The sequence below is a fragment of the Streptomyces sp. NBC_01166 genome, assembly GCF_045039765.1.
In the GTDB taxonomy this organism is placed as follows: Bacteria; Actinomycetota; Actinomycetes; order Streptomycetales; family Streptomycetaceae; genus Streptomyces.
In genome coordinates this window covers 5,132,646-5,146,954 of sequence record NZ_CP108613.1, presented here as the reverse complement: position 1 = coordinate 5,146,954, position 14,309 = coordinate 5,132,646, and the positions used below count along the sequence as shown (strand labels likewise).

Below are 14,309 nucleotides of genomic sequence, written 5' to 3'. Positions count from 1 at the left end.
TCGTTTTCTGCGTGGGCGTGCCGCGAGGGCAACGTGACTGCGCAGTCACAAGGGAGGCGCACACGGTGACCGGGTACGCGGCATGTCCATCCGGCAGGTTATCCCCCGCACCGGACCGGACCCTAAATTGCAGATCACACCTGAGCGGTGATACCGGTCACAGACCCCGCTGGTGGCCGGGTTACGAGGGACAAAACGCCACCTCCGCGGGCCCGCCGGACGGTCCGTGGCCGGGGCGCGGAGCCGGGACCACGGCCGGTCAGCGCCAGGTGTCCGGTATCGGCAGCGGCCGTTTCTCGATCGCCGCCGCCATGACCTCGGGAAAGAGATCCGGAGTGCAGGCGAAAGCGGGGGCGCCGAGCGCGCCCAGCGCCGCGGCGTGCTCGCGGTCGTAGGAGGGCGTGCCCTCGTCGGAGAGAGCCAGCAGGGTCACGAACTGCACTCCGGACGCCTTCATCGCCGCGGCCCGCCCGACCATCTCGTCGCGGATCCCGCCCTCGTGGAGATCGCTGATGAGGACGACGACGGTGTCCGCCGGACGGGTGATTCTCGACTGGCAGTAGGCGAGCGCGCGGTTGATGTCCGTACCGCCGCCGAGCCGCGTGCCGAGGAGGACGTCGACGGGGTCGTCGAGCTGATCGGTGAGATCGACGACCGCCGTGTCGAACACGACGAGCCGGGTCGTCAGGGTCCGCATCGAGGCGAGCACCGCGCCGAAGACCGAGGCGTGGACGACGGAGGCGGCCATGGACCCCGACTGGTCGACGCAGAGGATGACGTCCTTCTTCACGGACCGGTCCGTGCGCCCGTAACCTACGAGACGTTCGGGTATGACCGTGCCGGCCCCCTCACGGCCGGGGAGGGGCACGTAGTTCTTCAGGTTGGCCCGGATCGTGCGGTCCCAGTCGATGTCCCTGTGGCGCGGCCTGGAGGCCCTGGCCGAGCGGTCCAGGGCACCGGTGAGCGTCGCCCGGGTGCGGGTGGCCAGCCGGCGCTCCAGGTCCTCGACGACCTTGCGTACGACGGCGCGGGCCGTCTCCCTCGTCGTCTCCGGCATGGCCTTGCCGAGCGAGAGCAGGGTGCCGACCAGGTGGACGTCGGGCTCCACGGCCTCCAGCATCTCCGGCTCCACCAGCAGGGCGGAGAGCCCGAGGCGGTCGATCGCGTCGCGCTGCATGACCTGGACGACGGAGGCCGGGAAGTACGTACGGATGTCGCCGAGCCAACGGGCCACCGAGGGGGCGGACGCCCCCAGCCCCGCCGAACGCTCCGCCCCGCCCCGGCCGCCGGGCTTCCTCCCGCCGTCGTAGAGCGCGGTCAGCGCTCCGTCCATCGCCGCGTCGCGCCCGGTGAGCGCGCGTCCCGTGCTCTCGGTACCGTCCGCGCCGAGCACCATGCGCCAGCGCCGCAGCCGCTCGTCCTCGGCCGGAGTCGCGTCCATCGTCCTCTCCCCCTTCTCCGTGTCCGCCCAGCTCGTGGTCATCCGGCCGCCTCCTTGTCCGGGGCTACCGGACCGAGCAGCAGCCGGAGCACGGGCACCACCGCGTCCGCCCGCTCCTCGTCGAGTCCTTCACCGAACCCCGGTGTTGTGGGTACGCCCTGGTCGCGCGCCCCGCCGGAACCCGGTCCGCGGCGCACGAGCTCGCCGAGCGTGCGGCGTACACCTGGCTCGTAGGCCGAGAACGTCCGGCGCAGCAGGGGCAGCACGACGGTGAACGTGTCGGCCGGTATGCCCGTCAGCCAGGTGTCGACGAGCCCGAGGAGCCGCTCGTCGTGGACGAGCAGCAGGCCGCCGCCCGCGGCCCCGCCGACGAAGCCCTCGATCCAGCCGGCCGCGTCGGGTGGGGCGGCGCCGGGTGAGAGGGCGAGTCCCATCAGGCGCGCTGCCTCGCTACCGGCCAGCCGGCCGTCGTCCAGGAGCAGGCGCGTGGCGCGGCCCCGGACGACCCCGGCGACCGTGTCCCTGGCGGAGAGCTTGCGCAGGACTCCGGCCCACCGCCCGGCCAGCCCGTCCGCCCCTACGGCGTCGGCGAGCAGCCCGACCGCGGTGTGCACGCCCTCAACCCGGCGATGGGCCTCCGCGGCCGCGTCCGCGTCGAGGCCCGTGCAGGCGGGCGGCAGGCCCACGCAGACACGCTCGGCGAGGCCGACGGCCACCTCTCCCAGGGCCGCGGTGTCGGTGGAGCGCACGTCCCCGTACCGCAGGGAGCGGGCCAGGGCCGGCAGGGCGTCCGCGAGGTGGCCCACGTCCGCGTCGAGGGCGGCCCGGTCGGAGAGGGCCCTCATCACGACGGGCAGGGCGTCCGGCAGTCCGGCCAGGAGGCATTGCTCGGCGAGCGCGGTGACCCCGGCGAGCGACGGCGCGGAAACGGCCTCCGAGGCGGCCCTGGCCGTCGCGGCTCCGAGCACGGTGGTGCCCCACACCCCGGCCTCGGCGATCCGGACGAAGAGCTCGGGCTCCCAGCGCAGCCGCCAGCTCTCCCGGAACGTCCCCGTGCTCCCCCGGCCCACGACGGGTTCGCCCCAGCCCACTCCGAGGAGCCGCAGCCTGTGCAGCAGTCTGCTGCGGGCCGCGTCGGTGTCCTTGCGCAGGTCGAGGTCGAGCTCGCGTCTCTCCGCCTCCGGCCTGAGCCTCAGCGTGCGCTGCTGCCGGTCCAGGTCGCGCTGGAGGGGGACGGCGGGGGCCGTCTCCGGGACCTCGCCGAGGATCTCGCCGACGACGAGCCGGTCCCGCACGAGGGCCAGTGGCACATCGGACCCCTCGCACATGACGGCCCTGACCGCGTCGGTGGCCTCGGCCAGGCCGACAGCCGGGCGGTCGCGCAGGGCGGCCAGCGTTCCGGCGAGCCGGACGGCCTCGATGACATGCGCCGGGGACACGGCCCTGTCCGCGTCGCGCAGCAGGCCGGCCACCTTCGTCATCCAGCGCTCCACGGGCCGGTCGTGGGCGCCGAAGAGGTGGCCGTACCAGCCGGGGGACTCGATCCCCGCGCCGTATCCGCTGTGCCGGGCGAGCCTGCGATGGGTCCAGGGCACCCAGGTCAGCTCCGCCTTGACCTTGGGCATCCCCTTGAGGAGCGCCCGGTCGGCGGCGACCGTCGTCCGCGCGCCGAGGGCGGGCACGTGCCACGCGCCGCAGACCACGGCGATGTCGTCGCCGAACTCCTTGCGGGCGGCGCGCAGCTGAAGGCGCATGGCGGCCTCCCGGACGGCGTCCTGCGGGTGGCCCCCGTCGCCGTACGCCTCACGCAGCGCGGTCATCGCCTCGGCGAGCGCGGCGAACGGCGCGCACGGATCAGCCGGGCCGCCGCCGGCCGCGCGGTGCTCGACGACGTCCTCCCACCAGCGCTCGGGGTCGTCGTAGCCCGCGGTCCCGGCGAGGATTCCGATCGGATCGATGCCCCTGCCCTCCTCCGGGCCGTCCTCACGCTGCTCCGTCAACGCCAGGGAGTGCGCGGCCGGCAGGTCCACGAACCGCACGGGGACCCCGTTCGCCGATGCCCAGCGGATCCCCACCCACTCGGGGGAGAAGTCGGCCATCGGCCAGAAGGCGGCACGCCCCGGATCGTCCACGGCATGGGCGAGCAGCGCGACCGGCGGACGCATCCGGGCGTGCGCGGCGAGCGGCAGCAACGCGTCCGCCTCGGGCGGCCCTTCGACGAGCACGGCAGCCGGCCGTACGGATTCGAGGGCGGCCAGCACCGCGCGGGCGGACCCCGGGCCGTGATGGCGCACCCCCAGCAGCAGCGGTCCCCCGGGAGCTGTGGTCCCCCCGGCGCGGGCTGTCATTCGGCCGCCTCACGGCAGGCGCGGTAGAAGTCCTTCCAGCCGTCCCGCTCCCGGACGACGGTCTCCACGTACTCCTGCCAGACCACGCGGTCGGTCGTGGGATCGCGGACGACGGCTCCGATGATGCCCGCCGCCACGTCCCCGGGGCGCAGGACACCGTCGCCGAAGTGGGCGGCGAGTGCGAGGCCTCCGGTGACGACGGAGATGGCCTCGGCCGTGGACAGCGTCCCGGACGGCGACTTGAGCTTGGTGCGGCCGTCCGTGGTGACGCCGTCGCGCAGCTCGCGGAAGACCGTGACGACGCGCCGGATCTCGGCCATGCCGTCGGGTGTCGGTGGCAGGTCGAGCGAGCGTCCCGTCTGGGCCACGCGCCGGGACACGATGTCCACCTCGGCCTCGGGCGTCGCGGGGAGCGGCAGCACGACGGTGTTGAACCGTCGGCGCAGGGCGCTGGAGAGCTCGTTGACCCCGCGGTCGCGGTCGTTGGCCGTGGCGACGAGGTTGAACCCCTTCACCGCCTGGACCTCTTGGCCCAGCTCGGGGACGGGGAGCGTCTTCTCCGACAGGATCGTGATGAGCGCGTCCTGCACATCGGCGGGGATACGCGTGAGCTCTTCGACGCGCGCCGTCATTCCCTCGGCCATGGCCCGCATGACGGGGCTCGGCACCAGGGCCTCCCTGCTCGGCCCGTCCGCCAGCAGCCGCGCGTAGTTCCACCCGTAGCGGACGGCCTCCTCGGGGGTGCCCGCGGTCCCCTGGACCAGCAGGGTCGAGTCTCCGCTGACGGCCGCGGCCAGGTGCTCGGACACCCAGGTCTTGGCGGTCCCCGGAACACCGAGGAGCAGGAGCGCCCGGTCGGTGGCGAGCGTGGTGACGGCTACTTCGACAAGGCGGCGCGGACCCACGTACTTCGGTGTGATCAGCGTGCCGTCAGGGAGTGTCCCGCCGAGCAGATAGGTGGAGACGGCCCAGGGCGAGAGCTTCCAACGGGCAGGCCTGGTGCGGTCGTCGGCGGCGGCGAGCGCCTTGAGCTCGTCGGCGAAAGCATGCTCGGCGTGCGGCCTCAGAGCTTCGCCGCCGGCTGCGTCGGTCTGTACGGACACGGTCATGGATCCCCCTCCGGATCGGTCGATCCGATGCGGTTTCCACGGTGCACCATGCCACTGACAATCGGCCCCGGCGCACGGCCGGGGCCCGTCCCGGCGTGGAGGATCAGCCCGTGACGGGCGAGACCGCGACGCACCCGCCGCTCGTGAGGCGGTCAAGACACCTCGGAACGGGCGGAATCGCAGGTCGGGGCCGATTGTCAGTGGTGCGCTCTACCGTCGGTTCCATGGTGCTGTCTCAAGGGGGAGAACCCTGGCGCTCCACCGGACCGGTGGAGGCACGCCAGGCGATGGAACGGGTGCTGGCCCTCGCTCCTGACGTGCGGTCACGCGAGGCTGGGCGTGCGTTCGCCTCGGAGCACGCGTGGACCGGAGCGGGGTGCGGCCGAGGCGTGGTGTGGGGGATCCGCGAGGCCGGCGAGAGACCACCGCACCGGACGGCGGTGGACACGAACGACGCGGCGTACACGTGCGGTTGTACCGGCGGGGAGACGCCCTGCGGGCACGTCCTGGGGTTGCTGCTGCTCCACGCGTCCGACGCCCCGATGCTGGACCGGACGAAGGAGCCGCCCCCCTGGGTCGCGCAGTGGCTGGCGGACCGACGCGCGCGGGCGACGTCCGGGGGGTCCGCGGCGCGCGCGGCTGCCCGGCGCGCCGACCGCAGGGCGGAGCGCGTCACCGGCGGCGCGCGGGAGCTGGACCAGCGGCTCATCGACCTGCTGCGCGGCGGACTCGCTGCGGCGGACCGGCCGGGATACGGGCTGTGGGAGGAGACGGCAGCCCGCATGATCGACGCGCAGGCGCCGGGGCTGGCGTCCCGTGTGCGGGAGTTGGGGTCCGTCCCGGCTTCGGGGCCCGGCTGGCCGGCGCGGCTGCTCGAGGAGTGCGCGCTCCTGCGTCTGCTGGACTCGGCCTGGCTCGGACTCGACCGGCTGCCCGGACCCCTGGCGGCCACGGTCCGTACGAGGGTGGGGCTGACGGCCTCGGCCGAGGGCCCGGCCGTCCGCGACCACTGGCTGGTCCTCGCGCAGTACGACACACCGGACGGCAGGATCGTCACCCGTCGCACCTGGCTGTACGGCAGGGAATCGGGGCACACCACGCTGCTGCTGTCATACGGGGCGCCGGGACGCGCCCCCGCTCCGGCGCTGCCGGTGGGCACCGTGATGGATGCCGAGGTGACGCCGTATCCGGGCGGCGGAGGACTGCGGGGCGAGCTGGGGCCGCAGTTCGGCGAGCCTCTCGCCACAACGGCGCCGCCGCCGGGCGGCACCACCGCCGACGCCCTTGCCGCGTACGGGAACGCGCTGCGCGACGACCCCTGGCTGGACGCCTGGCCGGTCACGCTGCGCGCAGTCATACCCGCGCCGTCCGGGGACGGCTGGCAACTGGTCGGCGCGGCGGACGGATCCGCCCTGCCGATAGCACCTGCGGCGCTCTCCCGGCCCGGTCTGTGGAAGCTCGTGGCGCTCTCCGGCGGCCGCTCGCTGACGGTGTTCGGCGAGTGCGGGCACCGGGGTTTCGACCCGCTCGCGGCGTGGTGCACCGAGACATCCGACGACGAGGACGCGCCGAGGGCGGCGGTGGCGCTCGCCTGACCACGACGCGTTCACCCGGCACCCGCCCGGCCCACCGCGTTCCCTCTCCCCCTCGACCGACCACCGGACCACCGGAAGGGACCCGATGTCCACCACCGCCACGACGAACGACGTGCCCGTGAGCGCCCTGTGGGAAGACCTCGTCACCTCGGCGCTGCTCGGCACCGACCGGCGCCCTCTCCGGGCGGATGACGGCGCCGCGGTCGGTCCGGCGGCGCTGCTCGACACGGCGGCGGTGCACACCGTGCGCCGCAGGGCGGCGCTGCGGCCGGCCACCGGGGCCGCCCTGCCCACGCCCGCGCCCGCCGACCCCCGGCCGGCGCTGCCTGCCCCCGCCCGCCGCCGGCTGGCGCAGTTGCTCGCCGACCGCTCGGCGCCGCCCACCGGAGGGAGGCGCGGAGCGGCTCCCGATCTCACGGAGCTCATCCCCCAGTGGCTGGCCTCCGCCGGTGCGCACGGTTACCGGGCGCCTGCGGAGCTTCTGCCCGCGCTGCTGGACGCGGCGAGAGCGCGTACGGATCTGCGTCCGCACGTGCTGGCGTTCGCCGGTCCACGCGGGCTCTGGCTGGCCGGGCTGAATCCCGAGTGGAGGTTCGCGCTGCGCGCCTCCTCGCGCGGCGCGCAGCGGCCGGAGACCGCGGATCCGGAGGCGGTGCGCAGGCTCTGGGAGGAGGGGCTCTTCGCCGAACGGGTCGCGCTGCTCGGGGCCGTGCGGGAGCGGGATGCGGGTGCCGCCCGGTCCCTGCTCGCCACCACCTGGTCCATGGAGCGGGCCGAGGACCGGCTGATGTTCCTCGATTCGCTGCGCTCCGGCCTTTCGGGGGCCGACGAGACGTTTCTGGAGGAGGCCCTGGCGGACCGCAGCCGCAACGTGCGCTCCACGGCCGCCGAACTGCTGTCCGCCCTGCCCGATTCGGCGCTCGCCCGGCGGATGGCGGCCCGTGCCACATCCTGCGTGAACCCCGACCGTACGGGCGGAGCCGTATCCGTCGCCGTGGAGGCTCCGCACGAGTGCGACGCCGCGATGCAGCGCGACGGCGTGGTGCCGGTGCCGCCCTCGGGGCGAGGCGAACGGTCCTGGTGGCTCGGCCAGTTGGTGGAGGCGGCACCGCTCGGTGTCTGGCGGGAGAGGTTCGGCGGCCGGACGGCGCAGGAGCTCGTGGCGCTGCCGGTGGCCGACGGCTGGGCGGGTGAGCTGCACGCCGCCTGGTGCCGGGCCGCCGTGCGGCAGCGGGACCCCGAGTGGGCGCGGGCGCTCCTCGGGGCCCCCTCGACGCCCCTGGCGAACGGCCCCGGGACGGCGTCGCTGGCGGAGCGGTCGAAGCTCCTCGCCACCCTGCCCGCCTCCGAGCGGGCGCTCTGGGTCGCCGGTTTCATAGCCGCGCACGGCCTGTCCGAGGCGTTCCAGCTGCTCGGCGTCTGCTCCGTGCCCTGGGACGGGCCGCTCGGCCGGTCGGTGGTCGACGCACTGGACATCGCCCGGGACGCCGGGAGCTACCCCTGGAGCTTCAGCGGGGTGATGGGCCTCGCCGAGCGCTGCCTCAACCCTGCCGAGGCGGACCGGCTCGCGGTGCTCACCACCACGCCCGACGAGCCGGAAGGCGCCTCACCGGGGGCGGGCGGCTACTGGTCGGAGGCTTTCCAGCGCCTGGTCTCCACCCTGCGCCTGCGCGCCGCCATGGACGCGGAGCTGGTCCGGGACGGCACGGAATGACCACGGAAGGAGGAGGGCGGGGCCCGGCGGCCTCAGGCCTCCGCGGCCTCAGGCCTCCGCGGGCTGGCGGACGTGCGCGTTCACCCAGTCCACGATCGAGGCCGTCGTCGCACCCGGGGTGAAGATCTCCGCGACCCCCTGCTCCTTCAGCGGAGCGATGTCCGCCTCGGGGATGATGCCGCCGCCGAAGACCTTGATGTCCTCCGCGTCGCGCTCCTTCAGCAGCTCGATGACCTTGGCGAAGAGCGTGTTGTGCGCACCCGAGAGGATCGAGAGACCGATGGCGTCGGCGTCCTCCTGGATCGCGGTGTCGACGATCTGCTCGGGGGTCTGGTGGAGCCCCGTGTAGATGACCTCCATGCCGGCGTCCCGCAGCGCCCGCGCGATCACCTTTGCCCCGCGGTCATGGCCGTCGAGGCCCGGCTTGGCCACCACCACACGGATCGGACCGGTCACACCCATCAAAGCCTCCACATGCGTTTCCCGTGCCCGGAGGGCCGGTGATGTGAACGAACGTTATCCACAGCATCCCGCACGGTCCCGTTTCGCGGTGGACCGGGAGGGGGAAATCACACATGGGACATGTTCGCCGGCGTCGTTCCCAGCACCGGGCGGCCCATCGGCCGCGCGGGGAGCGCCGCCAGGGGAGCCGCAACGAGGTCGCCGTACCACCGCGCCGTCAGCCGCACGGCACGGTGGTACGGCCCCCGGCCGCATCAGGGCCGCAGGGCCGCCGGTCACCTCCGCAGCACCCCCGTGAGGGCGTACGGGGCAGGGAGCCGCCTCCCCCGCATGCCAGTGCAGGAGGTCGGCCATGAAGGTCCTGTCCTTCCTACCCCTACTGCTGCGCAGGCCGTGCCTGCGCCCCGCATGGCTGTCGTCGACGCTGATCAGAGCCACCGCACTGGAGCTGGTGATCCTCGCCGGGCACGTACTCATCTACCCCTCCGGCCTCGCCCCTGAGCGCCGGCACCCCATGACGCCGCCCGACACCGGCGCCGGATCCGACGCGGATCCCGAGCGCCTCACCCGTTCGGCGGACACAGCGGACACCGCTCACTCGACTGACACGGCGGGCACGACAGCACTGCCCTCTGCGGCCGACACCCGCCCGCCCGTCGTGCTCCTGCACGGCTTCATCGACAACCGCTCCGTGTTCGTCCTGCTCCGCCGCTCCCTGGCCCGGCACGGCTGGCACCATCTGGAGTCACTCAACTACTCACCGCTGACCTGCGACATCCGCACGGCGGCCGAGCTGCTCGACCGCCATGTGGAGGAGATCTGCGCCCGCACCGGGCACCGCGAGATCGACATCGTCGGCCACAGCCTCGGCGGCCTGATCGCGCGGTACTACGTGCAGCGGCTCGGCGGGGACCGGCGGGTCCGCACACTCGTCACCCTCGGTACACCCCACAGCGGCACCGCCGCCGCCCCGCTGGCAGGCGCGCACCCCATCGTCCGCCAGATGCGCAGCGGATCGGATCTCATCGAGGAGCTGCGTCGCCCCGCCCCGGGCTGCCGGACACGCTTCATCAGCTTCTGGAGCGATCTGGACCGGGTGATGCTGCCCGTCGAGACGGCATGCGTCGAGCACCCCGACCTCGACGCGGTGAATGTGCGCGTCACGGGAATCGGCCATCTCGCCCTGCCGGTCCACCCCGCGGTCGCGTCAGCGATCCGTCAGGCGCTCGAGTCCGACGGTGCGTCACTCGGAGCTCCGGGAGCCGCTCCGGGAGCCACCTCCGTCGCCTGATCTCCGCCTCAGGCCCCCCACACGCCCCCGCCGAATAGAACAATCGTCGAACATAGAGCCAAGGCTGCCTCTACGGTCCACCGAAAGGCGGCCGATTGCCCGTTTCCTGAGGGGCTGAAAGCCGCCGAAGATTGTCGTCTTCACCTACCGCCGGGTACAGTCGCGGCCACTGCTCACCCTGGGATCCCCCCATCGGACCCCGGAACAGGTCCTGCTGCCGAGGCGAGAGAGAAGTTGGTGAACGACCAGCACCCCCACGCCGGGTATGCCGGATACGACAGCCAGTCCACCGGCAGCTTCGACACCGACCCGCTCTTCGGGACCCTGCCGGGTCAGCACGACAACAGCCACGGGACGACGTACGACGGCGACTACGCCCCGGCGTACGACGGCGGCTACGGCGGCGGTTACGACAGCGGCCAGTGGGACACCGGAGCGCATCAGCAAGCCTCGTACGACGCCTATGACGCCCAGGCCCACCCCCCGCAGGCGTCCCAGGGCTACGACACGACGGCCACCTGGATGCCCGAGGCCGGAATCCCGGCCCAGGCCGCCGCCCCCGACGCGACGGGCCAGTGGGACACCACGGGCTGGGACCACACCGGCCAGGCCGGCCAGTGGGAGACGGGCGACACCGGTGCCTTCCCCACCACGACGTTCGACACCACGGCCTACGCGACCGGCACGTACAGCGTGCCCGCCTTCGAGACCACGGGTTACGAGAGCTACGCGACGCCGGACACCGGCACCTTCGACGCCACCGCATGGAACACCGGCGCCACGCCCGAGGACCCCGCGTACGCACCCGAACAGACGTCGTATCCCTCGTACGAACACCGGTCGGCGCCCTACGAGCCGTACGAGACCGCCGAGTTCGCCTCCCACGACGGCGTCGGCGCCCACGACCTCCACGGCGCACAGGAGACGCACGACTCCCCCGGCTCCCACGACCACGCCGGAACCGCTGAGGACGGGTTCGTGCAGACCGACCCGTACGCCGAGGCGCTCGAAGCCCACGGTGAGCCCGAGCCGCTGTCGGACGTCGTCGACGTGACCGCGGAGTCCGCGTCCGTGGCCGCGTCCGCCCGCCCCGGGGGCCGTTCCGCCGCCCCGCGCGGTGGCCGGGGCCGGCGCCGTACCCCCGCGAAGCGCTCCGCGCTCCTCACCGTCGCCGTCCCCTCCGCCTGCGTCATGAGCGTCGCGGGCATCGCCGCGGCCTCGGTGAGCGGTGTCGGCGGAGGCGAGGAGACGAAGGACGAGACCGCGTCCATGGCGGCCGCCGACACGGTCAAGCCGGCCGTGGCCAACAACAAGCTGGACACCCAGCTCGCCAACCTCAGCGCCGACGCCGAGAACTTCGCCGATCGCGCCAGCCGCACCCAGGAGCGCATCGACCTGAAGGAGCGTCAGGCCGCCGAGAAGAAGAAGCGCGAGGAGGAGGCCGCGCGCCGCGAGGCCGCGCGTCCCAAGTTCATGCTGCCCGTGAAGCAGCACGGCCTCAGCGCCATGTACGGCCAGGCCGGTGTGAACTGGATGTCCGTCCACACGGGCATCGACTTCCCCGTCTCCTACGGCACCCCCGTCATGGCGGCGACCGACGGCACGGTCCGCACCCAGTGGAACAGCGCCTACGGGAACATGGCCATCGTCACCGCGGCCGACGGCACCGAGACGTGGTACTGCCACCTCAGCACCACGAAGATCCGCTCCGGCTCGGTCAAGGCGGGCGACGTCATCGCCTACTCGGGGAACTCCGGCAACTCCACCGGCCCGCACCTGCACTTCGAGGTACGCCCCGGCGGCGGCTCGGCGATCGACCCCATGCCCTGGCTCCGCAGCCACGGCATCAACCCGAACTGAGTCCGGCCGTCACATGAGGGCTGCCCCCGTGTGACGGCCAGTCCGGGTCAGAGCTTCTCGACCGGCGCGTAACGCAGCAGCAGCTTCTTGGGCCGCTCGCCGCCGAAGTCGACCGTCGCCTTCGCCTGGTCGCCGAACCCCTCGACCGCGGTCACCGTGCCCAGGCCGAACTGGTCGTGCGTGACCCGGTCCCCGACCACCAGCGTGACCACCGGCTTCTCGGAGGTGCGCCGGGTCGCGAACCCCGACGGCCCGGACTTCGAGCGGGACGAGGACAGCGACGACGTGATGCCCGACGTCGGCCCCGCCGGAGCCGCCATCGGCCCCTTGCGCTTCCACTCCAGGTGCTGGTCCGGGATCTCCTCCAGGAACCGCGACGGCGGGTTGTACGAGGGCTGTCCCCACGCACTCCGCATCGACGCCCGGGTCAGATACAGGCGCTCACGGGCGCGCGTGATGCCCACATAGGCGAGCCGGCGCTCCTCCTCCAGCTCCTTCACCTGTCCCAGCGCGCGCATGTGCGGGAAGACGCCGTCCTCCATGCCCGTCAGGAACACCACGGGGAATTCGAGGCCCTTCGCGGTGTGCAGCGTCATCAGTGTGACGACACCGGAGCCGTCCTCGTCCTCGTCGGGGATCTGGTCGGCGTCGGCGACGAGCGCGACCTTCTCCAGGAACTCGGCGAGGGTGCCCGCGCCCTCCTCCTCCGCCCGCTCCTGCTCGAATTCGAGAGCGACGGAGGCGAGCTCCTGGAGGTTCTCGATACGGGTCTCGTCCTGCGGGTCGGTGGACGCCTGGAGCTCGGCGAGATAGCCGGTCCGCTCCATGACGGCCTCCACCACGACCGCCGGGCCCGCGCCGGACTCCACGATCGTGCGGAGCTCCTCCATCAGCGTGTTGAACCGCTTCACGGCGTTCGCGGACCGGGCCGCCATGCCGTACGCCTCGTCCACCCGGCGCAGCGCCTGCGGGAAGGAGATCTTCTCCCGCATCGACAGGGCGTCGATCATCGCCTCGGCCCGGTCGCCGATGCCCCGCTTGGGCACATTGAGGATGCGGCGCAGCGGGACGGTGTCCTCGGGGTTGGACAGCACCCGGAGGTAGGCCAGGACGTCCCTGACCTCCTTGCGCTCGTAGAAGCGCACTCCGCCGACGACCTTGTAGGGCAGTCCGACGCGGATGAAGATCTCTTCGAAGACACGGGACTGGGCGTTCGTGCGGTAGAAGACGGCGACGTCGCCCGCCTTCGCGTCCCCGGAGTCCGTCAGGCGGTCGATCTCGTCGGCGACGAACTGCGCCTCGTCGTGCTCGGTGTCAGCGACGTAGCCCGCGATCCTGGTGCCGGCGCCGGCGTTCGTCCAGAGGTTCTTGGGGCGGCGGCTCTCGTTGCGCTCGATGACGGCGTTGGCCGCGGAGAGGATCGTCTGCGTGGAGCGGTAGTTCTGCTCCAGCATGATCGTCGTCGCGTCCGGATAGTCCTCCTCGAACTGGAGGATGTTGCGGATGGTCGCGCCGCGGAAGGCGTAGATCGACTGGTCCGCGTCACCGACGACGCACAGCTCACCCGGGGCGTCGTCCTCGCCGGCCGGGCCCACCAGCTCGCGCACCAGGGTGTACTGGGCGTGGTTGGTGTCCTGGTACTCGTCGACGAGGACGTGCCGGAAGCGGCGGCGGTAGTGCTCGGCGACGTCGGGGAACGCCTGGAGCAGGTGCACCGCCGTCATGATGATGTCGTCGAAGTCCAGGGCGTTGGCCTCGCGGAGCCGCGCCTGGTAGAGCGCGTAGGCCTGCGCCAGCGTCTTCTCGAAGCCGTCGGCAGCCTGCCCGGCGAACGTCTCCTCGTCGATCAGCTCGTTCTTCAGGTTCGACACCTTCGCCGTGAACGACTTCGGCGGGTAGCGCTTCGGGTCGAGGTCCAGATCGCGGCAGACCAGCGCCATCAGCCGCTTGGAGTCGGCGGCGTCGTAGATCGAGAACGACGAGGTGAAGCCCAGGCGCTTCGACTCGCGGCGCAGGATCCGCACGCAGGCGCTGTGGAACGTCATGACCCACATGGCGTTGGCGCGCGGGCCGACGAGGTCCTCGACGCGCTCCTTCATCTCGCCGGCGGCCTTGTTGGTGAAGGTGATCGCGAGGATCTGCCCCGGGTGCACACCGCGCTCGGCCAGAAGATGGGCGATCCGGTGGGTGAGCACCCTGGTCTTGCCCGAGCCGGCCCCCGCGACGATGAGCAGCGGGGCCCCGGCGTGCACGACGGCGGCACGCTGCTCGGTGTTCAGCCCTTCGAGCAGCGCGGCGGAGTCGATGACGGGGCGCGGGGCGCCGTCGCGGTAGTAGGCGTCGCGCGGCGGCGGAGGCGCGTCGAAGACGTCCTCGAAGAGGCCCTCCGGCACCGCTTCGGGCGCGTGCTCCTCAGGGGGCGGCGGGGGGCCGTCCTCCGCTTGCTGGAGGCCGGTCAGGAAACTGTCGTCAAAGAGGCTGCTCATCGC

At 72.9% G+C, this 14,309-nt stretch carries 9 protein-coding genes; 4 read left to right on the top strand and 5 right to left on the bottom strand.

The features are described from left to right. Window positions 1-259: 259 nt before the first annotated feature. The 3 genes from OG379_RS23820 to OG379_RS23810 are packed head-to-tail and all read right to left on the bottom strand — an operon-like array spanning window position 260 to window position 4,898. A complete protein-coding gene (locus OG379_RS23820) occupies window positions 260-1,483 on the bottom strand; it encodes a VWA domain-containing protein (RefSeq protein ID WP_405665065.1) in 1,224 nt (407 codons plus the stop codon). Then, window positions 1,480-3,789, bottom strand: a complete 2,310-nt coding sequence (locus OG379_RS23815; protein WP_405665064.1) for a DUF5682 family protein — start codon at window positions 3,787-3,789, stop codon at window positions 1,480-1,482. Before OG379_RS23815 ends, OG379_RS23820 begins: the two co-directional genes overlap by 4 nt. Continuing rightward, complete coding sequence (locus OG379_RS23810; protein WP_405665063.1) at window positions 3,786-4,898, bottom strand: AAA family ATPase; 1,113 nt, start codon at window positions 4,896-4,898, stop codon at window positions 3,786-3,788. The genes OG379_RS23815 and OG379_RS23810 overlap by 4 nt, the downstream gene beginning before the upstream one ends. Window positions 4,899-5,122: 224 nt before the next feature. Between OG379_RS23810 and OG379_RS23805 the strand changes: the two genes are divergently transcribed. Together OG379_RS23805 and OG379_RS23800 are read left to right on the top strand one after the other, a co-directional pair. Continuing rightward, a complete protein-coding gene (locus OG379_RS23805) occupies window positions 5,123-6,493 on the top strand; it encodes an SWIM zinc finger family protein (protein ID WP_405665062.1) in 1,371 nt (456 codons plus the stop codon). Between the two features lie 85 nt (window positions 6,494-6,578). Further along, window positions 6,579-8,207 carry a DUF5691 domain-containing protein gene (locus OG379_RS23800; RefSeq protein ID WP_405665061.1) on the top strand — a complete coding sequence of 543 codons (1,629 nt, stop codon included), beginning with the start codon at window positions 6,579-6,581 and terminating at the stop codon, window positions 8,205-8,207. A gap of 48 nt (window positions 8,208-8,255) precedes the next feature. On the opposite strand, the gene OG379_RS23795 is transcribed toward OG379_RS23800, so the two are convergent. Then, window positions 8,256-8,669, bottom strand: coding sequence for a cobalamin B12-binding domain-containing protein (locus OG379_RS23795; RefSeq protein WP_277332360.1), 414 nt, complete (start codon window positions 8,667-8,669; stop codon window positions 8,256-8,258). A 352-nt stretch (window positions 8,670-9,021) separates the two neighbouring features. On the opposite strand from OG379_RS23795, the gene OG379_RS23790 reads away from it, so the two are divergent. Together OG379_RS23790 and OG379_RS23785 are read left to right on the top strand one after the other, a co-directional pair. Then, a complete protein-coding gene (locus tag OG379_RS23790; protein ID WP_405665060.1) occupies window positions 9,022-9,960 on the top strand; it encodes an esterase/lipase family protein in 939 nt (312 codons plus the stop codon). 237 nt (window positions 9,961-10,197) lie between these two features. Continuing rightward, the gene (locus OG379_RS23785) at window positions 10,198-11,820 is read left to right on the top strand and encodes a M23 family metallopeptidase (protein ID WP_405665059.1); all 1,623 of its coding nucleotides are present in this window, start codon (window positions 10,198-10,200) and stop codon (window positions 11,818-11,820) included. A gap of 47 nt (window positions 11,821-11,867) precedes the next feature. On the opposite strand, the gene pcrA is transcribed toward OG379_RS23785, so the two are convergent. Then, window positions 11,868-14,306 carry a DNA helicase PcrA gene (gene pcrA / locus OG379_RS23780; RefSeq protein WP_405665057.1) on the bottom strand — a complete coding sequence of 813 codons (2,439 nt, stop codon included), beginning with the start codon at window positions 14,304-14,306 and terminating at the stop codon, window positions 11,868-11,870. Window positions 14,307-14,309: the final 3 nt, after the last annotated feature.

Coding starts and splice junctions, on each gene's coding strand:
- OG379_RS23820 (WP_405665065.1), bottom strand. CDS start 1,483: ATGACCACGAGCTGGGCGGACACGGAGAAGGGGGAGAGGACGATGGAC.
- OG379_RS23815 (WP_405665064.1), bottom strand. CDS start 3,789: ATGACAGCCCGCGCCGGGGGGACCACAGCTCCCGGGGGACCGCTGCTG.
- OG379_RS23810 (WP_405665063.1), bottom strand. CDS start 4,898: ATGACCGTGTCCGTACAGACCGACGCAGCCGGCGGCGAAGCTCTGAGG.
- OG379_RS23805 (WP_405665062.1), top strand. CDS start 5,123: ATGGTGCTGTCTCAAGGGGGAGAACCCTGGCGCTCCACCGGACCGGTG.
- OG379_RS23800 (WP_405665061.1), top strand. CDS start 6,579: ATGTCCACCACCGCCACGACGAACGACGTGCCCGTGAGCGCCCTGTGG.
- OG379_RS23795 (WP_277332360.1), bottom strand. CDS start 8,669: ATGGGTGTGACCGGTCCGATCCGTGTGGTGGTGGCCAAGCCGGGCCTC.
- OG379_RS23790 (WP_405665060.1), top strand. CDS start 9,022: ATGAAGGTCCTGTCCTTCCTACCCCTACTGCTGCGCAGGCCGTGCCTG.
- pcrA (WP_405665057.1), bottom strand. CDS start 14,306: ATGAGCAGCCTCTTTGACGACAGTTTCCTGACCGGCCTCCAGCAAGCG.